This is a genomic window from Sphingopyxis sp., from assembly GCF_036675685.1.
In the GTDB taxonomy this organism is placed as follows: Bacteria; Pseudomonadota; Alphaproteobacteria; order Sphingomonadales; family Sphingomonadaceae; genus Sphingopyxis.
The window spans coordinates 1-21,413 of the sequence record NZ_JAKFEM010000020.1 but is presented as its reverse complement, the minus strand read 5'-3'; the positions used below and the strand labels follow the sequence as shown (position 1 = coordinate 21,413).

Genomic DNA, 21,413 nt, shown 5'->3' with positions numbered 1-21,413 from the left:
CCGTCCCAAATTCCATGCGGCACCTGATTATCGATTCGGCGAGCGAAGCCTGTTCGGTGGCGCTGCTGGAGGCGGGCGAGGTCGTCGACTATCGCCACGAAGTCATCGGCCGCGGCCACGCCGAGCGGCTCGTCCCGCTGATCGCCGAGCTGGCGGACGGGGGCCGCGCAGATGTCATCATCGTGGGATGCGGGCCTGGAAGCTTTGCCGGGGTGCGCATCGGCGTCGCCGCGGCGCGCGCACTCGCGATCGGCTGGCAAGTGCCGGTGCATGGTTTCTCGACGCTCGCGCTCGTCGCAGCCAGCGCCGCCGATGCGGTCGTGGCGGCAGACGGTGCGCTGGTGGTCATGGAAGGCGGTCATGGCCAATGGTTCGTCCAGCCTTTTGCCGCCGATCTCTCGCCGCGCGCCGACGTCCGCTCGCTCGTCCCCGAAGCGGCCGCCGCGCTGACCGACGAGCTGGTCGTCGGCAACCGCGCCGAGCCGTTCGTCGCGCGCCGCGGTTCGGGGCGGGCGCTGCCGACGCTTCCCGACGCCCGCGCCTTCCTGCGCCTGCCGTCCGCGGCACTGTTCGACCAGCCCAGCCCGATCTACGGCCGCGCGCCTGACGCCAAACCAATGGCGGCGGTATGACGGGCGACATTCGCCTCGCGACCGCGCGTGTCGGCGACCTCGCGGCGGTGATGCGCGTGATGGATGCGGCCTTCGACCCGACCTATGGCGAGGCGTGGAGCGGCGCGCAATTGTTGACGCTGTTCGCGCTGCCCTCGGCGCGCGTCTGCGTTGCGTGGGACGCCGAACAGCCGTGCGGCTTTTCCGCCGCACGCATCGCCGGACCCGAAAGCGAACTGCTGTTGTTGGCGGTCGATCCGCTGTACCGCGGCCGCGGTATTGGCGCGTTATTGATGGACGACTGGCAGGCTTGGGCTGCGCAGCAGGGCGCCGAGGATTATTTTCTGGAAATGCGCGCCGACAATGATGCGGTGACCCTCTATCAGCGCGCCGGATTTGCGGAATGCGGCCGCCGCTCAGCTTATTACCGCGGCAATGACGGCATGGTTCGCGACGCGGTGACGATGCGACGGTCGTGCCATAATGGCAAAGGCACCTGACTCGGTCATTGCGGAATTGCATCCAAAGTGGCAGTAATCCAGTCGGCATAAGAAGAATACCAATATTCGCTGGCCGCTCTTCTGGGTAAATAAAACAAGGAATAGTCTCATGTCCGATCAAGCCGATACCAATGAGATGCTCGTTACACTGACGGCCGACATTGTCGCGGCGCATGTCAGCAATAACAGTGTCGCCATTTCGGATCTCTCCATATTGATCAACAACGTCCATGCCGCGCTGTCGGGTTTGGGGACCCAGCCGGTTCCCGAGGAAAAGCTGGTGCCGGCGGTGTCGATCCGCACGTCGGTCAAGCCCGACTTCATCACCTGTCTCGAGGATGGCAAGAAGCTGAAGATGCTGCGTCGTCACCTGATGACGCATTATGGCATGACCCCCGACGATTATCGCGCGAAATGGGGTCTTCCCGCCGACTATCCGATGGTCGCGCCGAACTATGCCGAAAAGCGCCGCGCGCTGGCGAAGGAAATCGGCCTCGGCACCAAGGGCCGTGGCGGCGGGCGCAAGCGCAAGCCGAAAGTCTGAGGCTTTGCCGTCGATCGCCCGCACAGGGTAGGGAGGGGCGGTGCCGGCAGGTGCCGCCCTTGTCCTATCGGCGGCGCGACCCTATACAGTTGTCATAACAAAGACACGGCTGCATCTTGCAGGAAAGGCCAGCATGTCCGGTACTATCGATCTCGAAGCTCTGTGCCACGAAAAGGGGCTGCGCATCACCGAGCAGCGCCGCATCATCGCGCGGGTCATCTCGGATTCCGAGGATCATCCCGACGTCGAGACGCTTTATGAACGCGCGTCGAAGGTCGACAGCGGCATTTCGATTGCCACCGTTTACCGCACCGTGCGCCTGTTCGAAGAAGCGGGAATCCTCGACCGCCACGATTTCGGCGACGGACGCTCGCGTTATGAAGCCGCACCCGAGGCACATCACGACCATCTGATCGACGTCGAAACGGGAAAGGTGATCGAATTCGTCGATCCCGAGCTCGAGGCGTTGCAGAAGGTGATCGCCGAACGGCTGGGCTTCCGCCTCGTCGACCATCGCATGGAGCTTTATGGTGTCTCCCTCGATCGCAAGCGCGACTGATCGCGCCACGATCACCTGGCGGACGGTCGCCCGCCTGACGCTGATGGTGCTGGCGCTGCTTTTCCTGATCGTCCCGCACCTTTGCTATCGCGCCGTCGGCCGTCCCTCGCCGATGGTCATGGCGTTCCTCAACGCCGCCGGCTGGATCGCGGGGCTGCGTGTCCGCACGACCGGCACACGGCTGCGGCGCAATGTCCTGTTTGCCTCGAACCACGTCAGCTGGCTCGACATCCTCGCGCTTGGCGGCGCCGCGCGCTCGGCTTTCGTGTCGAAGGCCGAGGTGGGAACAACCCCGCTCGTTGGCTGGCTGGCCGACCAGAACCACACCATCTATGTCCAGCGCGAAGCGCGGCGCGAGATTCACAACCAGGCCGACAGCTTGCGCGAGGCGCTTGTGCGCGGCCGCCCCGTCACGCTGTTTCCCGAAGGCACCACCGGACCGGGCGATGGCTTGCTGCCGTTCCGTGCCTCGTTGTTCCAGGCGATCATCCCGACCCCGCCCAATCTGCGGGTGCAGCCGGTATTCCTCGATTATGGCGCCGAAGCGAGCGACATCGCGTGGCTCGACCCCGAATCGGGGCTCGACAATTTCAAGCGTATCCTCGCGCGCAAGCGGCCCATCCCGCTGACCATCCACTATCTAGACCCGCTTCCGCAAGAAGCCGAGCACGACCGCAAGGCGATCAGCGAGGCGGCGCGCGCCGCGATCGCGGGGGAAATCGCGCGGTCTTCCGCCGCCGCGCTGCATCGCCTATAGCGAGCCGATGAAGTCCGACTCTCCACAAAATCCTGCCAAGACTTTTCACGTCAAATCCTTCGGTTGCCAGATGAACGTCTATGATGGCGAGCGCATGGCCGAGATGCTGGGCGCCGAAGGCTATGTCGCGGCCGCCGAGGGCGCCGACGCCGACCTCGTCGTGCTCAACACCTGCCACATCCGCGAAAAAGCGGCCGAGAAAGTCTATTCGGACATCGGCCGGCTGAAGCGCGCCGACGGCAGCCGCCCGACGATCGCCGTTGCCGGCTGCGTCGCGCAGGCCGAAGGCGCCGAGATCGCGCGCCGCGCGCCGAGCGTCGATGTCGTTGTCGGCCCGCAAGCCTATCACCGCCTCCCCGACCTGATCGCCCGCGCCGCGCGCGGCGAAAAGGCGGTCGATCTCGACATGCCCGCGATGAGCAAGTTCGGCGCACTGCCGAAACGCGCGGGCGGCCAGCGCCCGACCGCCTTCCTGACGGTGCAGGAAGGCTGCGACAAATTCTGCACCTATTGCGTCGTGCCCTATACCCGCGGCGCCGAAATCAGCCGGCCCTTCGCCGACCTGATCGCCGAGGCGCGCGCGCTCGTTGCGGGCGGCGCGCGCGAGATCACCTTGCTCGGCCAGAACGTCAACGCGTGGGATGGCGAGGATGATCGTGGCTGCGCGATCGGTCTCGACGGGCTGATCCGCGAACTCGCGCGCGAGGACGGGCTCGAGCGCATCCGCTACACGACGAGCCACCCCAACGACATGACCGACGGGCTGATCGCCGCGCATGGCGAGGTCGACAAGCTGATGCCCTTTCTCCACCTGCCGGTGCAGGCAGGCAGCGACCGCATCCTCGCCGCGATGAACCGCAGCCACAGCGTCGACAGCTATTTGCGCGTCATCGAACGCGTCCGCGAGGTGCGCCCGGACATTGCGATTTCGGGCGACTTCATCGTCGGCTTCCCGGGCGAGAGTGAAACCGATTTCGAGGCGACGCTCGATGTTATCCGCGCAACGAAATATGCGATGGCGTACAGCTTCAAATATTCGCGCCGCCCCGGCACCCCCGCCGCGACGATGGACGGGCAGATTTCCGAAGAGGTGATGAACGACCGGCTCCAGCGCTTGCAGGCGCTGCTCAACGAACAGCAGCAGGCGTTCAACGCGGCGACGGTCGGCAAGACGACACGGCTGCTCCTCGAACGCAAGGGCAAGCTCGACGGCCAGCTCATCGGCAAGTCGCCTTGGCTCCAGTCGGTGCATGTCATCGCGCCGGGGCTCGCGATCGGCGACATGATCGATGTGCGCATCACCTCCGCCGGACCCAACAGCCTCGGCGCCGAGGCATTGATGGAAGAGGTCGCCTAGTGCGACTGGAGAAAGCTGTGTCTCCGCGAAGACACACTCCGTCTCCTTCCGTCGAATTCCGCACCTACAGGAGATGGACTCCCGCTTTCGCGGGAGTACAGTCGTGTCCTTGATCGAAGGAGCCTTGCCCATATGTCCAAACGCCCGCTGACAGCTGCCACTCCCGCCGAACCCGGCGACCGCGTCCGACTGACGGCCGAGTTTGAAAGGACACAGCTGCTGGGCATTTTGTTCGGCGAGTTCGACCGCAACCTGGTCGGTATCGAGAATCGCCTGGGTGTTTACATTTCGGCGCGCGGCAATCGCGTACAGATCGAAGGCGAGGCCGAAGCCGCTGCGCGCGCGCGCGATGTGCTCGTCGACCTCTACAACCGCATCGAACAGGGGCAGGAGGTCGACGCCGGCATGGTTGACGGTGTGATCGCGATGTCGGCGCAGCCGACGCTCGAGGGCATCATCCGCCACGACAAGGACGAAGCGCCGCCGATCATGATCCGCACGCGCAAAAAGACGATCGTCCCGCGCGCCCCGTCGCAGGTCCCCTATATGCAGGCGCTCGCGCGCGACGACATCATCTTCGCGCTTGGCCCGGCGGGCACCGGGAAAACCTATCTCGCGGTGGCACAGGCGGTCGCGCAGCTCATCACCGGCAGCGTCCAGCGTCTGATCCTCTCGCGCCCCGCGGTTGAGGCGGGCGAAAAACTCGGCTTTCTGCCCGGCGACATGAAGGAAAAGGTCGATCCCTATCTGCGCCCGCTTTACGACGCGCTCCACGACTGCCTGCCCGCCGAACAGGTCGAGCGCCGCATTGCGAGCGGCGAGATCGAGATCGCGCCGCTCGCCTTCATGCGCGGGCGGACGCTCGCCGACGCCTTCATCATCCTCGACGAGGCGCAGAACACCTCGATCCCGCAGATGAAGATGTTCCTGACGCGCTTCGGCATGAACAGCCGCATGGTCGTGTGCGGCGACCCCAAGCAGGTCGACCTGCCGATCCCCGCAAGCTCGGGCCTCGCCGACGCGGTCGCGCGGCTTGAGGGCGTCGAGGGTATCAACGTCAGCTATTTCACCAGCGCCGACGTCGTCCGCCACCCGATCGTCGGGCGTATCGTCGACGCCTATGAAGGGCCGGGGGCCTAAGGCGAGCAGCGCGCTGCCGCCTTTGCTCATCGTCATCCCGGCGCAGGCCGGGATCTCAATCTCTGTAAATGGCGTACCGCCGAGATCCCGGCCTGCGCCGGGATGACGAGTGACTTTGCCGTCGCTCAACCTCGGTCTCGTTATTTTATTCTAGCAAACGATTCGCAATAGCATAAAGCTTGACCCCCGGATTTCGCGCGCCTAGAGCGCAGCTATTGCGAGTCAGTCGCAATGAATCAGGGGAAGAAAATTGAGCCACCATCGTTCGCCATCCGTGTCCCGTCTCGCCGCGAGCACTGCGCTGGGCCTCGCGCTCGCCGCCGCGGCTCAGCCGGCCTTCGCGCAGGACAATGACGGCGAATATTGGGTCCAGCGCAAGAACCAGATCGTCGTCACCGCAACGCGTACCGCGGTGAAGGTGGAAGACATTCCCGTCACCGTCACCGTCAAAAGCGACGAACAGATCGCCGATGAAATGGTCACCGACATCCGCGATCTCGTCCGCTTCGAACCCGGCGTCAGCGTCCAGCGCCAGCCCGCCCGCTTCGGCGCCGCGCTCGGCGCGACGGGGCGCGCGGGCAACGACAGCTTCAATATTCGCGGCATCGGCGGCAACCGCGTGTTGATCCAGGTCGACGGCGTCCGCGTCCCCGACGGCTTCAGTTTCGGGGCGCAGGCGTCGGGGCGCGGCGACTATGTCGACCTCGGCCTCGTCAAGTCGGTCGAAATCTTGCGCGGGCCATCGTCGGCGCTTTATGGCAGCGACGGCCTTGCTGGCGCGGTCAGCTTCATCACCGCCGATCCGACGGATTTCCTCGAAGCGGGCAAGAATATCGGCGGCCTGCTCCGCGCCGGCTACAGCAGCGCCGACGAAGAGTTCAGCGAAACCGCGATCCTCGCAGGGCGCAGCGGCGACTGGTCGGTGATGGCCGCCTATACCCGCCGCGATTACAAGGAACTCGACAACAAGGGCAACGTCGCCGGCGGTATCTTGTTGAGCGGTGTTCCGGGCGTAAACGGCACCTCGGGGAAGGATGCGAACACCGGTCCGCTCCGCACGCTTCCCAACCCGCAGGATGGCCGTTCCGACGCAGCGCTTGCGCGCATCGTCTATGATCCCGCGAACGGCCACAAGATCCGCCTGACCGGCGAGTATCTCGACACGCGCCTTTACACCAACGGCCTGACCGGCGTCACCGCGACCCGCACTGCGACGGGAGTCGTCACGTCGAGCGTCGACCGCCTCGAAGCCATCGACACCGGGACACGCAAGCGCGTCTCGCTGGACTGGAGCTGGGAGGGCGAGGGGGCGATCGATTTCGCCCGCGTCGCGCTGTACTGGCAGGACGGCGCGGACCGCCAATATACCGAAGAGGATCGTACCCCCGCCGCCGACCGCACACGCCTCAACACCTTCGAGAACCGCGTGCTCGGTGCCTCGGCCGACGCGCGCGCCGACTTTGCGACCGGCGCGATCGGTCATCGCGTCGTTTTCGGCGGCGACATCAGCCAGACGCGCCAGCGCGGCCTGCGCGACGGCACCGTCCCGCCGTTCGGCGAGACTTTCCCGACGCGTGCTTTCCCGAGCACCGATTTTACCCGCGCCGGGTTGTTCGTCGGCGACGAAATCTCGGTCGCGGGTGGCCGCCTGCTCCTCTATCCGGCGCTGCGCTTCGACTGGTACGACCTGTCGCCCGACGATGACCCGCTGCTGCCGGCCTTTGCCGGGGCGAAGCAGGACGGCTCGCGCGTCTCCCCGAAATTCGGTGCCGTGTGGAAGCTGACCGATCAGGTCCGGCTGTTCGCCAATTATGCGACCGGCTTCAAGGCGCCCGAGCCGGGACAGGTGAACCAGTTCTTCTCGAACCTCGCGTCGGGTTACACCTCGATCCCCAACCCCGACCTTGGCCCCGAACGCAGCCAGAGTTTCGAGGGCGGCGTGCGCCTTTCCAGCGATGCGATCAGCCTCGACGTGACGGGCTTCTCCGCGCGCTACAAGGATTTCATCAGCCAGGAACAGGTGAGCGGGAATTTCCTGCCGAACGATCCGGCCATCTTCCAATTCGTGAATCTCGACCGCGTCCGCGTCAAAGGCGCCGAGGCGCGGTTCGAGGGGCGAGCGTCGTCCGGCCTGTATACGACGCTCGCCCTATCCTATGCGAAGGGTGACGTGATCGACCCCGACGGCACGCGCGCCCCGCTGTCGACGATCGACCCGATCAAGCTCGTCGCCGGCGTCGGTTACCGCGAGCCACAAGGGCGCTTCGGCGGCCAGGTCATCATGACGCACAGCGGCCGCAACGAAGCGTCGCGCACGGCCGGGCTTTGCACCCCCGGATGTTTCCGTCCCGACAGCTTCACCATCCTCGACGCGACCGCATTTTTCCGCGTCGTCGACGGGCTGACCCTGCGCGCGGGCGTCTTCAACATCCTCGACAAGAAATACAGCTGGTGGAGCGATGTCCGCGGCCTCGCGTCCACATCGGCGATCACCGACGCCTATACCCAGCCCGGCCGCAACGCGAGCGTGTCGCTGAGCTACCGCTTTTAAAACAGAAGGACTGCACCGATGAAACCCTGTCGCAAAATCGCCGCCGGCCTGTTGCTCTTGTCGGCCGCGCTCCCGGTTGCCGCGCTGGCACACCCGCCGATCGCCGCCGAAGCCGCTGCGGCCAATTTCGAACAGGATCGCGCCGACATCCTCGCGATGGCGGGCAATTACCGCGTCAGCTTCAACATGCAGGAATCGACGCGCTGGGATCCGAATTACGAGATACTCGAACCGAAACGCTCGGGCGGCAACGAAGTCGTCCGCGTAATCGAGGATAGCGGTCGCAAGATCGTGCTGCAGCACATGCTCGTCATCACCGGCGACGACGACAAGAGCATGATCATCAAGCATTGGCGGCAGGACTGGGAATATGAGCCCGCGAAGCTGCTCGTCTATTCGGACCGCAACGCGTGGAGCTGGGAAGATGTCCCCGAAAAGATGCGCACCGGCCGCTGGTCGCAGACGGTCTATCAGGTCGACGACAGCCCGCGCTACGCCGGCTGGGGCCAGTTCGAAACGCAGGGCGGCGTCCGCCGCTGGCGCTCGAACTGGACGTGGCGCCCGCTCGCGCGCCGCGACGCGGTCCGCAACCCGGTCTACGACCGCTATCTGTCGATCAACCGCCATCAGCCTTCGCCCGACGGCTGGGTCCATTGGCAGGACAATACGAAAATGGGGACGAAGGACGGCAAGCTGGTGCCGATCGTCCAGGAATATGTCCTCAACACCTATATCAAATATGACCAGTATGACGTGAAGGCTGCCGACGATTATTGGGCGGCGACCAAGGATTATTGGGCCGCCGTCCGCGTCGAATGGGACCGTGTCGCCAGGGCCAAGGGCGGCATCGCGATCAACGAGGAAGCGCAAACCGGCACTGTGATCAGCGGCCGCCTGCTCGAAATGGCCGACGAGGTTCAGGAAAAGAAGCTGACCACCGCCAAGGCGATCGCCGAGGCGAAGAAGCTGATCGAGACGAACACGCGGAAGCTTTGAAGACCTGAAGCCCGAAATTGGGGGCGGCTTGCGAGAGCCGTCCCCTATTTTGTCGTCCTTTTGTCCGTTCTGTTGTGCGGCTCCCGGAATATCGGTGCGGGATTGCCGGCCGGGCAGGATTCGGCAGGCGGGTCGTCCCGGAAGCGCGTGGGCAAACCCGGGAAGCACTCGATCGCGGTTGTATCCAATCCGCGCGTGATCGCCAGCGACATCGAATGCGCTCGGGCTTCGCCAATCAGGCAATTCAGGTTGGCTTTTGGTGTCGAGTCGATCCTGACGAATGACGACCCGGTGTGGTCCAGGCCCATATTGTCGGTTGTGAAGGCCGCAATTTTGCAGCCTCTGATCAGCCTCACGCTGGTCGGACCATGCTCGGGTTTGAACTCAGGATTTTCGGCGTCGAACGTCTCGTGAAAATTATCGTCCACAATCCGCAGATAGAGCGGCTCGGGCTGATCCTTGAGCCATATGCCGGCGACCATGACGCTGCCAAGGGCGAGCACCGCGCCAAGCGCGATGCCTCCCAGAAAGGATCGGCGCATAGGGCCTTTCCTGCTGCCTATTTCTTCGCCCCGTCGACGCTCCATATCCCCGCGCCGCGCGTCGCGATGAACAGGAAGATGAAGCAGTAGAGCGCGATCGTCTCGCCGCCATTGACGATCGGATAGGGACCCTGGCTGCCGTGCGCGACCCAGTAACCGACCGCCGCCATGCCGCTGGCGATGAACGCCGCTGGCCGCGTGAACAGACCGATGACGATCAGCGCACCGGCGACGATTTCGATCGTGCCCGCCGCATAAAGCATAGGATTGAGCGGCATCGGGAATGCCACCGGGAAGCCCAGGAATTTCTGCACGCCGTGCGCCATGAACAACAGGCCCGCGACGATGCGCAGCAGCGCATAGGTCTGTTCGCCGAAACCATCGAGAAATTTCATGATTTTCCCCCCTCTTTCCGATTGTCGAGGCGGGCAGGCTAACGGATTTTTCGGCCGACGCGAAATTTTTTCGCGATCCATGTCACACGCGCCGATCCTGTCTCGTCATGTGAGTACAACCCGCACAAAGGAGATAGGACATGACCAAGGTAACCGACCCCTTCGCCGCCGCGCCGCAGCTGATGAAGCAGTGGATGGGCGTGTCGCTCGCCGCGCAGGAGAGCCTCGAGAAAAGCCTGATCGAGCTGGTGAAGATCCGTTCGTCGATTCTCAACGGCTGCGCCAACTGCATCAACATGCACACGACTGAAGCGCGCGCCGCGGGCGAGACCGAGCAGCGCATCTATCTGCTGGCGGCGTGGCGCGAAGCCCCGGTCTATACAGACCGCGAACGCGCCGCGCTGGCGTGGACCGATGCCTTGACCCGCCTGTCGCAAGGCCACACACAGAAGGAAGCCAAGGACGCGCTCGAGGCGCATTTCACGCCGGAGGAACAGGTGAATCTTACGCTGATGATCAACGTCATCAATGGCTGGAACCGCCTCGCGGTCGGCTTCGACCTTTGGTACGAAATGCCCGCGGCCAAGGCGGCCTGATGGCCCCGCGGGGACATCATGATTCGGCGGACGCGGCGGACAGTTTCGACCCGCTGCGTCCGCTCCTCACCCGCGTCGCATACCGGATGTTGGGCTCGGTCGCCGATGCCGAAGATGTGGTGCAGGATGCCTTTATCCGTTGGCTCGGTACCGACCGCAGCGAGGTCCGCGAGCCCGCGGCTTTTCTCCGCCGCACCGTGACGCGGCTTTGCCTCGACCAGATCAAATCGGCGCGGCACCAGCGCGAAACCTATGTCGGCCCGTGGCTCCCCGATCCGCTGGTCGAGGAGGAAGAGGACGACGACGTCACGCTGCCGCTGATGCTTGCGCTCGAACGCCTCTCGCCGCTCGAGCGCGCCGCTTTCCTGCTCCACGACGTTTTCGGCGTCGAGTTCGAGGAGGTGGCCAGGACGATCGACCGCGACGCCGCCGCGACGCGCCAGCTTGCGGCGCGCGCGCGCACCCACGTCCGCGACGCGCGGCCGCGCTACAAGCTCGAAAAGGAGCAGGGGCTCCAGATCGCCAACGCCTTTTTCGCTGCATCGCGCAGCGGCGACATGACCACGCTCGGCGCGCTGCTCGCGGCCGATGTCGGCATGTGGTCCGACGGCGGCGGCAAGCGCCCCGCGGCGCTGATGCCGGTGCTGGGTTACGACACGGTGATGAAGCTCCACCGCAGCCTCGCGGTGCTGTTCGGCAAATATGGCTCGACACTGGTCCACGCCGGCATGATCAACGGCCTGCCGGGCTTTGTGACGCGCGAGGCCGACGGCGAACTCCAGACCACCGCGCTCGAGATCGAGGATGGCCGGGTCACCGCCATCTATGTCATGCGCAACCCCGACAAGCTAAAGCACATGCACTAGGCCGCGACGCGGAGAGCGCCTGCCGCGACGAACAGGATCGCCGATACAAAGCTCGCCGCCGTTCGGACCGAGTTCCACATCGTCCATTCGCTCAGATAACGCGTCCATAACGCGGCGGCTTCGGGCGTTCCAGGCGTTGCCGCGGTGAGTGCATTGTTGAGCGGGACGTTGAAGACCATCGTCACCGCGTCGCAGCCGAGTATATAGAACAGCGCGGCGGCGAGGATCAGCTTGCCGTCGAGCATGCCGAGCGACCCCAGCGACAGCGCGCCAACGACCAGGCAGAGCAGGCCGGTCCCGAACAGCGCGGTCATGAAGCCCGGATTGATCACCGTGACGTTGATCGAATTCATTGCGGCAACGCCCTGCTCGGACGGAATTCGTCCCAGCCCCGCCATGATGAAACTCGAAAAGCCGAAGAACACGCCGCCTACCAGCGCCGCGCCGGACGCGGCGGCAAAGCTCAATCCAGTCACCAGATTATCGGGCATCATCTTCCTCCCAGAATTTCGGTTGCCGTCAGGCGATAGGTGACGCGGTAGAGGTCCATCGACCCCGCGCCGTCGCGCCGGCTCGAGAAGGTCAGCCGGTCCGGCGCCGACCAGTCGAGCATTGGACCATAGCTGTTTCCGACCGGATCGTTCACCGCCGGCGGCAATATCATCCCCGCATCGTAACGGCTACCGTGCGATGCGGCGGCGAACAGGTCGACGCGGTCGTCCTGCATGCTCGGCGCGCGCGCAAAGACGATCGTCCGGCTGTCCGAAAGAAAAGTCGCATCGAACTCGTCGGCAACGGTGTTGGTCGCTCCGCCGAGCGGCGTGGCGGCAGCGAAACCCCGCCCCCGAGCCCGCGCGGTGTAGAGGTCATGCCGCCCGGCGCCGCCCGGCCGGTCGCTCGAAAAGAGCAGCGACTGGCCGTCGGGCGACAGCATCGGCGCATATTCGTTTCCCGCGCTGTTGACGCTTGGCCCCAGATTTTTAGGTGTGCCGAAGCCGGCCCGCGTCACCGCGACACGGTAAAGATCGTCCTTGCCGACCCCGCCGGGCCGATCGGAGCAGAAATAGACGAATCGCCCGTCGCGCGAGAAGGCCGGGTCGAAATCGCGTCCCGGCGCGTTGAACGAAACCGGCGTCGCCGCGCCCCAGCCTGTTTCCGCCCCCGAATCTCTCCGCCGCGACATCCAGATGTCATAACCCCCGCCGCCGCCGGGCCGGTCGCGGCTGAACCACAAAGCGGTCCGGCCGTCAGGGCTGATCGTCAGGCGAATTTCCGAATGGTCGGTCGAGGCGATCCCCGGGGCGAAAAGCTCGGCCTCGCCGACGGTCTCGACCGGGGGATCGGCACTCGCCGACGCCGCGATGAGGAAGGCTATCCCGAACATCTTACGCCGTCCGTTCGAAATCGCTGATCCAGTTCGTCTCCCAGCTTAGCCCGTTGTCAGGCGAAAAGGCCTGCTCCCAGCGCGCCGAGGCCCTGGTGATCCGCGACCAGAGCACGCGCGTCTTGATCGGCCGTTCTTCGAAACTGTCGTCGCCGATAAAAGTGCCGATTCCGCCCTTGAACCCGCCGCGAACCGGCGGGGCGATCGCCGCCGGGCTGCGACCGTCGAGCCACCAGCTCAGCCATTCGCCCGTCGCCGGGTCGAGTGTGCGGATGCCGACCCCGCGGAACGGCGCGCCGGGGAAGTTCATGACATTGTCGCCGGCATTACCGCGGCCGCCGAGCACCGGCCAGTTGACCAGCGTGCCGTCGAAATCGACCCAGTCGCGGCTTGCCGCCAGCCGTTTTTTGAGGCGGCGATGCCGGACCTTCCAAGCGCCGACCAGAAAATCAAAATCGCGGCTGTTCGGTGCCGGCTCCTTGTCGTGCAGCAAAGGCAAGGGTGCCGGTACCGCGCTGGTGCGCGTGAAATAGTTGCGCCAATTGATCTCCCACGTCGCGCCGCCATCGACCGAAAGCCCCTGATCCCAGTTCGGGCGCACACCGTGCACATCGCGCCAGCGAAAGCGCACCGCAACGTCGCGGCCCTTGAACTTGTCTTCGCCGGTAAAGACCCCCGCATCGCCGTCGAAGCGCCCGACAACCGGCGGATCGATGATGGTCGGGTTGCGGCCATCGACCCACCAGATCGACCATGTTTGCGTCGCCGGATCGAAGGCACGAATACCGAAGCCGCGATATTCGCCGCCCGGCAGGTCGAGGATATTGTCGTCGATCGTGCCGAGGCCGCCCAGCGTCAGCCAGCACGCGCTCTTACCGCCGAACTCGGCCCAATCGTCGCTCCCCGCCAGCCGCTCCTTCAGCCGGCGGTGCCAGACGTCCCAATTGCCGACGAGCCATTGCCAGTCGCGGCGATGCGCCTCGCTGCTGCCCGGAGAGCGTGGCTGGCTCCATGCGGGGGCGAACGCGGCGGCGCCGGCAAGGATCATCGTTTCGATCAAGTGGCGCCGGTCGAGCGAAGTGGGGAGATGGGTCATCGGACCTCCAGAGGACGTGTGCCTCGGTCTGCCCCACGAGTTATGTTTTGGGGATGCGAAGAATCGGCATAGAGGCTAAGTCACATTTATGGTTAGCAGCGACAAACTTCCGCCCTTGCCCTCGATCCGCGCCTTTGAGGCGGCCGCGCGGCTGGAGAGTTTCGCCAAGGCGGCGCAGGAGCTTGGGACGACCGCTGCCTCGGTCAGCTATCATGTCCGGCAACTCGAGCGGCAGACGGGGCTCCACCTGTTCGTCCGCCATCCGCACAAGGTTGCGTTGACCGCGGCCGGCGCCGCGATCGCGCGCGAGGCGAGCGCTGCCTTTGCGGCGCTGCACGAGAGTTTCATGAGGGCGCAGGACCAGGACGAGGCGCGGCTTTCGCTCACGACCTTGCCGACGCTGGGAACCAGTTGGCTGACCCCGCGTCTCGGCCTGTTTCGCGCCCGGCATCCCGATATATCGATCGAACTCGAACTGTCGGCGGAACCGCACGCGCTGGGCGACGGCCGGTTCGATGGGGCGATCCGTCACGGGCTTGGCGAATGGCGTGGGCTCAGGAGTGTCGGGCTGTTCCCGATCCTGTTCATACCGCTCTGCGCCCCCGCGCTCAAAGACGCCGCGGCGGGTCTGGAGAATCCGGGCAAGCCGCTCGACGTTCCGTTGCTCGGCCGGCCCGACTGGTGGGATATCTGGTATCGCGCGCTTGGCGTGACCGCGGGCCCTTCGCCCGAACGCTTCGGCACCAGCCTCGCCGCCGAACATCTCGATATTGCGGCCGCGGTTGCCGGGCATGGGATCGCGATCGGCTCGCCGATCCTGTTCCGCGACGAGATTGCCGCCGGCCGCCTCGTTCCGGCGCACGATCTGGTCGCGGGCGACGGCCGCGCCTTCTGGTTCGTCTATTCCGTCGCGCGATTGCAGAGCGCGAAGATCGCGCGCTTTCGCGACTGGCTGTGCGACGCCGCGGCGACCGAGGTAGCGGCCGCGCGGGCGCATATCAACAACGCGATCATCCTCGATCCGTGACAAATATCGCTGTCCTACAAAAGCGCACCGCGATAGCGTGACAGCGATGACCCGCCTCACTCATATCCTTACCGCCGGCACCGTTCTGCTCTCGCAAAAAATGCGATTCCAGAGTAAAGTTGCGCAGTTTTCCGCCACTTTTTATTCGGGCGATTTTCCATGCTGAGCGTCGAAACCCACGCCGCAACACCATGGCCCGATGCGCTCGACTGGGAAGCGCGCGCCGGTGAGGCGGTCGCTGCCGCGCTCGCGCTGACCCCTTATGCCTCGCTCGCCGACGCCGCGCCGCTCGTCGAGATCGCGGTGCGGCTGACCGACGATGCCGAGGTCCATACGCTCAATCGCGATTTCCGCGGCAAGGACAAGCCGACCAACGTGCTTTCCTTCCCGCAGGTGCAGGACGACCTGCTCGAAGGACTCGCGAACAGCGACGACGGTGAAATATTGCTCGGCGACATCGTGCTCGCGCGCGAAACCTGCGCGCGCGAGGCCGAGGAGAAGCGGATTTCGCTGGAGGATCATGCGACGCATCTGATCGTCCACGGCACGCTCCATCTCGTCGGATACGATCATATCGACGACACCAGCGCCGCCGCGATGGAGGCGCTCGAAGTGAAAGCGCTTGCATCGCTGGGCATCGCCAATCCATATGCGGACCTGGATTAGCTTAGGAAACGCCACGCACATGCCCGACGACCAGGGATCTTCGAACCGATCGGAAGAGGACAGTAGAACCGGCCTGCTGGCCGGTCTCAAGGCATTGCTGTTCGGCGGCAACAACGAACCGTCGCTGCGCGAGCAGATCGAAGAGGTCATCGACGAGGCCGAGGAAGAGGGCGAGGAACGGCGGCGCGGCAGCAATATCGTCGGCGACCTCGCGCCGATCGAGCGCAAGATGCTGCGCAACCTTCTCCATTTCGGCGAGCAAACGGTCGACGATGTCGCGGTGCCGCGCGCCGACATCGTCGCGATCGCCGAAAGCGCGAGCTTCACCGACATCGTCGCGCTTTTTGCCGAGGCGGGGCACAGCCGCCTGCCGGTCTATCGCGAAACGCTCGACGAGGTCGTCGGGATGATCCACGTCAAGGACGTGTTCGCGGTGCTCGCCGAGGGGCGGCCGCCGCCGCCGCTGATCGACCTGATCCGCGAGCCGCTTTATGTGCCGCAATCGATGGGCGTGCTCGACCTGCTTGCCGAAATGCGCGCCAAGCGTACGCACCTTGCCATCGTCATCGACGAATATTCGGGGACCGAGGGGCTACTGACGATAGAGGATCTGGTCGAGGAAATCGTCGGCGAGATCGAGGACGAGCATGATGATGAGCCCGAGCCATTGTTCGTCCCGGGCGAAAATGGCTGCTGGGAGATCGAGGCGCGCGCCGAGCTTGACGATATTGGCGAGGCGATCGACCCGCGGCTCGCCGAGGTCGAGGAAGATGTCGACACGCTCGGCGGCCTTGCGGCGGTGCTGGCGGGCCATGTGCCCGAGGTCGGCGAAATTCTGCTCCACCCGAGCGGCTGGCGCATCGAGGTCACCCAGGCCGACGAACGTCGCGTCCATCGCCTGCGGCTCCACCCGCCGGTCGAGGTCGATCTGGAGGCCCCGTCGGAACGGAGCCAAGAGTTCTGACGCAATTGCCTTTGCCCGTCCAAGGGACTAGCTGAGGCCGGATGGACGTTTCGGATCTGCGCATCGCTCTGTTCAGCGGCAATTATAATATGACGGTCGACGGCGCGAACAAGGCGCTGAACCGCCTTGTCGGCTATCTTCTGGCGCATGGCGCCGCGGTGCGCGTCTATTCGCCGACCGTCGCGCATCCTGATTTCGAACCCACCGGCGACCTCGTCAGCGTGCCGTCAATCGCGATTCCCGGCCGCAGCGAATATCGCATTCCGGTATCCTTCTCGTCGCGCGTCCGCGAGGACATCGTCAATTTCGCACCCAACATCGTCCATATTTCCAGCCCCGACCGCGTGGCACGGCAGGCGGCGGCATGGGCGCGGCGCCGCCGGCTCCCAGTCGCCTGTTCGGTGCACACGCGCTTCGAAACCTATTTCCGCTATTACAACCTGTCTTTCCTCGAGCCCGTGGTCGTTGCCTGGTTGCGCAAGCTCTACCGCAAATGCGACGCGCTGATCGCACCATCCGAAAGCTTTGCGCAGGTGCTGCGCGAACAGCGGATGAACTATGACATCGGCATCTGGACGCGCGGGGTCGAGCAGGCGATTTTCAACCCGGGCCGCCGCGACATGGAATGGCGTCGCTCGCTCGACATCGCCGACGACGTCCCCGCCATCGCCTTCCTCGGCCGGCTGGTGATGGAAAAGGGGCTCGACGTGTTCGCCGACGCGATCGACGTGCTCGCGCGGCGGGGGGTGCCGCATAAGGTTGTGGTTATTGGCGAAGGACCTGCGGGCGAGTGGTTCGAATCGCGCTTGCCGAATGCCAATTTCGTCGGCTTCCAGGGCGGCGAGGATCTCGCCCATGCGCTAGCGTCGTGCGACATTTTCTTCAACCCGTCGGTCACCGAAACCTTTGGCAATGTAACCCTCGAGGCGATGGCGTGCGGCCTGCCCGTCGTCGCGGCGCGCGCGACGGGCAGCGCCAGCATCGTCAAGCATGGCCAGACCGGCTATCTCGTCGCCCCCGGTTCGATCACGGGCTTTGCCGACCATCTCGAGCGTTATTGCCGCGACATCCAGCTTCGCGCCGAACATGGCGCGGCGGCGACGCTGGAAAGCGGCGCCTATCAATGGGATGCGATCAACCAGGCGGTCGCCGATACTTATGTGCGCCTGATCCGCCAGAAACAGCGGCGCAGGACCTGAGACCGCCATGGCCGGGGATCTGTTCGGCGATGAGGCTCCCGCGGCGCGGCAGGGCGGCGCCACCGGTCCCGTCCCGCTCGCCGAACGGCTGCGCCCGCGTGACCTTTCCGATGTCGTCGGGCAGGAGCATCTGACCGGTCCCGAGGGCGCGATCGGCCGCATGGTCGCCGCCGGACAATTGTCGTCGATCATCCTCTGGGGTCCGCCGGGTACGGGCAAGACGACGATCGCGCGCCTGCTCGCCGAGGCGGTGGGAATGCGCTTCGCGCCGCTCTCGGCGGTCTTTTCGGGCGTCGCCGATTTGCGGCAAGCCTTTGCCGATGCCGAGAAGATGGCGGCGGCGGGCAAGCGCACGCTGCTCTTCGTGGACGAAATCCACCGCTTCAACCGCGCGCAGCAGGACGGGTTCCTGCCCTATGTCGAGCGCGGCACCGTGGTGCTCGTCGGTGCGACGACCGAGAACCCCAGCTTCGCGCTGAACGCCGCGCTGCTGTCGCGGGCGCAGGTGCTGGTGCTCAACCGGCTCGGCGAGGAAGCGCTCGCGATGCTGGTCGAGCGCGCCGAGGCCGAAGTCGGGCGCGTCCTGCCCGTCACCGACGATGCCAAGGCGGCGCTGGTCGCGAGCGCCGACGGCGACGGGCGTTTCCTGCTCAATCAGGTCGAAACGCTGTTCGCGGCGGCGATACCCGAACCGCTCGATCCCGCCGAGCTTGCGCAATTCCTCCATCGCCGCATGCCGGTCTACGACAAGGACCGCGACGGCCATTACAATCTCATTTCGGCGCTGCACAAGGCGCTGCGCGGCTCGGACCCTCAGGCATCGCTCTATTATATGGCGCGGATGCTCGTCGCGGGCGAGGAGCCGCTGTACGTGCTGCGCCGGCTTGTGCGCTTTGCGAGCGAGGATGTCGGGCTCGCCGACCCGCAGGCACTCGTGCAATGCCTCGCAGCAAAGGACGCTTATCAGTTCCTCGGTTCGCCCGAGGGCGAACTCGCGATCGTGCAGGCCTGCCTCTATCTTGCGACCGCGCCCAAATCGAACGCCGCCTATGCCGCGCAAAAGGCAGCCTTCGCTTCGGCGCGCGACACCGGATCGCTCGCGCCGCCGGCGAATATCCTCAACGCCCCGACCAAGCTGATGAAGGATCTCGGCTATGGCGCGGGTTATGAATATGACCATGACGCGCCGGAGGGTTTTTCGGGCGCCGACTACTGGCCCGAGGGGATGGGGGCGCAGACCTATTACCACCCGACCGACCGCGGCTTTGAAAAAAGGATCGCCGAACGGATCGCCTGGTGGGACGAGCAACGCCGGGCACGGGGCGGCGAATGACGCCGAAATTCGACAGCTGGGACGATGTGGTCGCCTTCGCCTGCGCGCTTCCCGATGTCGAAATGCTGTCATTCTATGGCACGCCCTGTCCCAAGCTCAATGGCAAGGCGCTCGCTTCGCCAGGGCGCGAGCCGGGGAGTTTCGCTGTAATGTGTTCGCCCGACGAGAAGGAAATCCTGCTTGAAACCGATCCCGACACTTTCTGGCAGACCCCGCATTATGAAGGCTGGCACGCGCTGCTCGTCCGCTTCGGTTCGGACGATCCCGAACGCGTCGCCAACGTCATTCGCCGCGCCTGGTGGGCGCGCGCGAAAAAGGCGCAGCGGCAAGCTTTTGGCGAGCAGCCCTGATATGCTGCGGCGGCTGGCCTTGGGTCTTGTGCTCGCCGCTTGCGCGCTCCCGGCGCAGGCGCAAACCCCGCCGGCGAATGCTGAACTCAACCGGGCCTGGGCGGCAGGTTATCGCGCGGCTTTCACCTGTTCGTCGCTGTGGAACGGCGGCGGAAAATCGCTCGCCGACATCGAACGCGACGAACTCACCGGCATCTATCCCGAGATCGAGCCCGACGTCCGCGCGCTGAAGGCCGACGTCGACAACAAGGCAAAGCGCGTGAGCGTGCGCTACCGCGACGACATGCCGCCGCGCATCGCAGCATGGGATAGCCGCGAAGGCTGCGTCACGCTGCCGATCGGCGCACAGCCCACGAAGATTGAAGGTCTCTCGAACCAGCAGCGCCCCAACATCGATGACCGGCCGTGGCCGCTGGGCGACCACGCCGAGAAACCGCGGGCGCCCGCCGCCTTGGAAAATGCCGTGGCGGACCCAGCGCGTTTTGGCGGGCGGACGAGCGCGGTGCTGATCGTCAAAGATGGCAAGATCGCGGTCGAACGCTATCGGGCCGGCCATGACAGGCACACGGCGCAGCGGACCTTTTCGGTCGCCAAGTCGATGGCGGCCACACTGATCGGTCATGCAGCATATCAGGGTCAGATCGACGTGACGAAGCCCGCGACGATCGCCGAATGGAAGACGCCCGGCGACCCGCGCGCGGCGATCACCACCGAACAGCTGATGCGCATGGCGAGCGGGCTGACCAGCGACACCGCGGGCAATCGCACCGATGCGATCTATATGGGCGGCGCATCGGTTCGGCAGTGGACCACGCAATGGCCGCTGCTGAACCCGCCGAACACGCGCTATCGCTATGCCAATAATGATACGATGCTCGCGATACTTTCGCTGAAAGCCGCGCAGGCAAAAGCGGGAGGGGCGCTGAACCCCGGCGCCTTCTTCGACCGGATCGGCATGACGCGCACGTTCGCCGAGCACGACAAGGACGGCGACTATATCCTGTCGAGCCAGGTCTGGACGACCGCGCGCGACCTCGCGCGGCTCGGGCTGCTCTACCAGAACGACGGTCTGTGGGACGGCAAGCGCCTGCTACCTGAAAACTGGCGGACCTTCGTCACGACGCCCAGCGGACCGCAACCCGATGGCGCGTTCGGCTATGGCGCGGGCTTTTGGTTGCTCAACAAATCGGAGGGCATTCCCGCCGACGCTTTTGGTGCCTTCGGCAATCGCGGCCAATATCTGGTCGTCATCCCGTCGCGCGGGCTCGTGATCGTCCGTCAGGGCTATGACGACGACAAGAACCGCCTCGACATTGCGAACCTAGTCAAGGCGGTCGTCGCTGCCGACGGCGTCCGCTGATCACTTGCTTGGCGATTGGTGGTCCGAAAAATGAAGACTGCTTTCGACCGCTTGCGGACATTCGGCCTATTGGCCAAGATGCCGCCGAGAACCATCGCAGCAAGGCACTTCGAACATGCCCAAACCGAACAAAGGGATTGTGCTGGAGGCTCTTCAGGAGCTGAGCGACAAAGACTTCCAAGACTATTACTGGATGGGACGCGATCAGAGTGTGATGTGCGTGCCGGAAGAGCTATGCCATTCGATACTTTTCAGCAGCAACCTGTCGCTCAACGTCAAAGCTGGACGACCCGTTTTCGGGACTTGGGACGTTAGGATCGTCGCCTTGGCAGAAAAATTTTGTAGTCTTGTCGATGAGACTTCAGGGAATGTCGAGGCAATCTTGGCCGCGCCCGAGATGAGCGAAATCCGCATTGAAGCGCAATCGATTCTGGATGGGATGGCATAGAAACGCCCGTTTCAGTCAATCGCCCCTTACCTGCAGGAAAGACTGCAAGCGACCGATTGCGGACGTTGCCGCGCCAACCAAGCTAATGCTAAAGCGGGGCTGTTCCTGAAGGGGAAGCGACTATGCGCACTGAAGAACTTGTCTCGAATTCGCTCAGCGCGACGATGGCGAT

Annotated in this window: 24 protein-coding genes; 19 read left to right on the top strand and 5 right to left on the bottom strand. The window is 64.8% G+C overall.

The window, feature by feature from the left end; translation table 11 throughout:
* The first annotated feature begins 14 nt into the window (after positions 1-14).
* From tsaB to V6M50_RS08660, 9 genes are all read left to right on the top strand, one after another.
* Positions 15-632 carry a tRNA (adenosine(37)-N6)-threonylcarbamoyltransferase complex dimerization subunit type 1 TsaB gene (gene tsaB, locus V6M50_RS08700; RefSeq protein ID WP_332818162.1) on the top strand — a complete coding sequence of 206 codons (618 nt, stop codon included), beginning with the start codon at positions 15-17 and terminating at the stop codon, positions 630-632.
* Complete coding sequence (locus V6M50_RS08695; protein WP_332818161.1) at positions 629-1,111, top strand: GNAT family N-acetyltransferase; 483 nt, start codon at positions 629-631, stop codon at positions 1,109-1,111. Before tsaB ends, V6M50_RS08695 begins: the two co-directional genes overlap by 4 nt.
* 109 nt (positions 1,112-1,220) lie before the next feature.
* Complete coding sequence (locus tag V6M50_RS08690; RefSeq protein WP_332818160.1) at positions 1,221-1,655, top strand: MucR family transcriptional regulator; 435 nt, start codon at positions 1,221-1,223, stop codon at positions 1,653-1,655.
* A 133-nt stretch (positions 1,656-1,788) separates the two neighbouring features.
* Positions 1,789-2,214, top strand: coding sequence for a Fur family transcriptional regulator (locus tag V6M50_RS08685; RefSeq protein WP_095388819.1), 426 nt, complete (start codon positions 1,789-1,791; stop codon positions 2,212-2,214).
* The gene (locus V6M50_RS08680; RefSeq protein WP_332818159.1) at positions 2,183-2,971 is read left to right on the top strand and encodes a lysophospholipid acyltransferase family protein; all 789 of its coding nucleotides are present in this window, start codon (positions 2,183-2,185) and stop codon (positions 2,969-2,971) included. The genes V6M50_RS08685 and V6M50_RS08680 overlap by 32 nt, the downstream gene beginning before the upstream one ends.
* A 7-nt stretch (positions 2,972-2,978) precedes the next feature.
* Positions 2,979-4,328 carry a tRNA (N6-isopentenyl adenosine(37)-C2)-methylthiotransferase MiaB gene (gene miaB, locus V6M50_RS08675; protein WP_332818158.1) on the top strand — a complete coding sequence of 450 codons (1,350 nt, stop codon included), beginning with the start codon at positions 2,979-2,981 and terminating at the stop codon, positions 4,326-4,328.
* Positions 4,329-4,460: 132 nt separating this feature from the next.
* Positions 4,461-5,468: a PhoH family protein gene (locus V6M50_RS08670; RefSeq protein WP_332818157.1), complete on the top strand. Its 1,008-nt coding sequence runs from the start codon at positions 4,461-4,463 to the stop codon at positions 5,466-5,468.
* Positions 5,469-5,742: 274 nt separating this feature from the next.
* A complete protein-coding gene (locus tag V6M50_RS08665; protein ID WP_332818156.1) occupies positions 5,743-8,019 on the top strand; it encodes a TonB-dependent hemoglobin/transferrin/lactoferrin family receptor in 2,277 nt (758 codons plus the stop codon).
* 18 nt (positions 8,020-8,037) lie between these two features.
* On the top strand, positions 8,038-9,015 hold the full coding sequence (locus V6M50_RS08660) for a DUF6607 family protein (RefSeq protein ID WP_332818155.1): 978 nt from the start codon (positions 8,038-8,040) through the stop codon (positions 9,013-9,015).
* 44 nt (positions 9,016-9,059) lie between these two features.
* On the opposite strand, the gene V6M50_RS08655 is transcribed toward V6M50_RS08660, so the two are convergent.
* Positions 9,060-9,557, bottom strand: a complete 498-nt coding sequence (locus V6M50_RS08655) for a hypothetical protein (RefSeq protein WP_332818154.1) — start codon at positions 9,555-9,557, stop codon at positions 9,060-9,062.
* 17 nt (positions 9,558-9,574) lie between these two features.
* Entirely contained in the window at positions 9,575-9,952 is a 378-nt protein-coding gene (locus tag V6M50_RS08650; RefSeq protein ID WP_332818153.1) for a DoxX family protein, read from the bottom strand.
* A gap of 140 nt (positions 9,953-10,092) precedes the next feature.
* Between V6M50_RS08650 and V6M50_RS08645 the strand changes: the two genes are divergently transcribed.
* The gene (locus V6M50_RS08645) at positions 10,093-10,548 is read left to right on the top strand and encodes a carboxymuconolactone decarboxylase family protein (protein WP_332818152.1); all 456 of its coding nucleotides are present in this window, start codon (positions 10,093-10,095) and stop codon (positions 10,546-10,548) included.
* Positions 10,548-11,414 (top strand): sigma-70 family RNA polymerase sigma factor, encoded by an 867-nt coding sequence (locus tag V6M50_RS08640; RefSeq protein ID WP_332818151.1) that lies wholly within the window; start codon positions 10,548-10,550, stop codon positions 11,412-11,414. The genes V6M50_RS08645 and V6M50_RS08640 overlap by 1 nt, the downstream gene beginning before the upstream one ends.
* On the opposite strand, the gene V6M50_RS08635 is transcribed toward V6M50_RS08640, so the two are convergent.
* From V6M50_RS08635 to V6M50_RS08625, 3 genes are read right to left on the bottom strand one after another with little or no spacing between them, the layout of a single operon-like run.
* The gene (locus V6M50_RS08635) at positions 11,411-11,908 is read right to left on the bottom strand and encodes an anthrone oxygenase family protein (protein ID WP_332818150.1); all 498 of its coding nucleotides are present in this window, start codon (positions 11,906-11,908) and stop codon (positions 11,411-11,413) included. The two genes, V6M50_RS08640 and V6M50_RS08635, sit on opposite strands and share 4 nt — an antisense overlap.
* Complete coding sequence (locus V6M50_RS08630) at positions 11,905-12,798, bottom strand: TolB family protein (RefSeq protein ID WP_332818149.1); 894 nt, start codon at positions 12,796-12,798, stop codon at positions 11,905-11,907. Before V6M50_RS08630 ends, V6M50_RS08635 begins: the two co-directional genes overlap by 4 nt.
* 1 nt (position 12,799) lies before the next feature.
* Positions 12,800-13,894 carry a hypothetical protein gene (locus V6M50_RS08625; RefSeq protein ID WP_332818148.1) on the bottom strand — a complete coding sequence of 365 codons (1,095 nt, stop codon included), beginning with the start codon at positions 13,892-13,894 and terminating at the stop codon, positions 12,800-12,802.
* Positions 13,895-13,982: 88 nt separating this feature from the next.
* On the opposite strand from V6M50_RS08625, the gene V6M50_RS08620 reads away from it, so the two are divergent.
* The 8 genes from V6M50_RS08620 (at position 13,983) to V6M50_RS08585 (ending at position 21,241) form a co-directional block, all read left to right on the top strand.
* On the top strand, positions 13,983-14,921 hold the full coding sequence (locus V6M50_RS08620) for a LysR substrate-binding domain-containing protein (protein WP_332818147.1): 939 nt from the start codon (positions 13,983-13,985) through the stop codon (positions 14,919-14,921).
* A gap of 159 nt (positions 14,922-15,080) precedes the next feature.
* The gene (gene ybeY, locus V6M50_RS08615) at positions 15,081-15,587 is read left to right on the top strand and encodes an rRNA maturation RNase YbeY (RefSeq protein ID WP_332818146.1); all 507 of its coding nucleotides are present in this window, start codon (positions 15,081-15,083) and stop codon (positions 15,585-15,587) included.
* 19 nt (positions 15,588-15,606) lie between these two features.
* Positions 15,607-16,551: a hemolysin family protein gene (locus V6M50_RS08610; RefSeq protein ID WP_332818145.1), complete on the top strand. Its 945-nt coding sequence runs from the start codon at positions 15,607-15,609 to the stop codon at positions 16,549-16,551.
* Between the two features lie 41 nt (positions 16,552-16,592).
* Positions 16,593-17,750, top strand: coding sequence for a glycosyltransferase family 4 protein (locus tag V6M50_RS08605; RefSeq protein WP_332818144.1), 1,158 nt, complete (start codon positions 16,593-16,595; stop codon positions 17,748-17,750).
* A 7-nt stretch (positions 17,751-17,757) separates the two neighbouring features.
* A complete protein-coding gene (locus V6M50_RS08600; protein WP_332818143.1) occupies positions 17,758-19,083 on the top strand; it encodes a replication-associated recombination protein A in 1,326 nt (441 codons plus the stop codon).
* Positions 19,080-19,433 (top strand): MmcQ/YjbR family DNA-binding protein, encoded by a 354-nt coding sequence (locus tag V6M50_RS08595; protein ID WP_332818142.1) that lies wholly within the window; start codon positions 19,080-19,082, stop codon positions 19,431-19,433. The genes V6M50_RS08600 and V6M50_RS08595 overlap by 4 nt, the downstream gene beginning before the upstream one ends.
* Before the next feature lies 1 nt (position 19,434).
* Entirely contained in the window at positions 19,435-20,793 is a 1,359-nt protein-coding gene (locus tag V6M50_RS08590; RefSeq protein ID WP_332818141.1) for a serine hydrolase domain-containing protein, read from the top strand.
* 115 nt (positions 20,794-20,908) lie between these two features.
* Complete coding sequence (locus tag V6M50_RS08585) at positions 20,909-21,241, top strand: hypothetical protein (protein WP_332818140.1); 333 nt, start codon at positions 20,909-20,911, stop codon at positions 21,239-21,241.
* Positions 21,242-21,413: the final 172 nt, after the last annotated feature.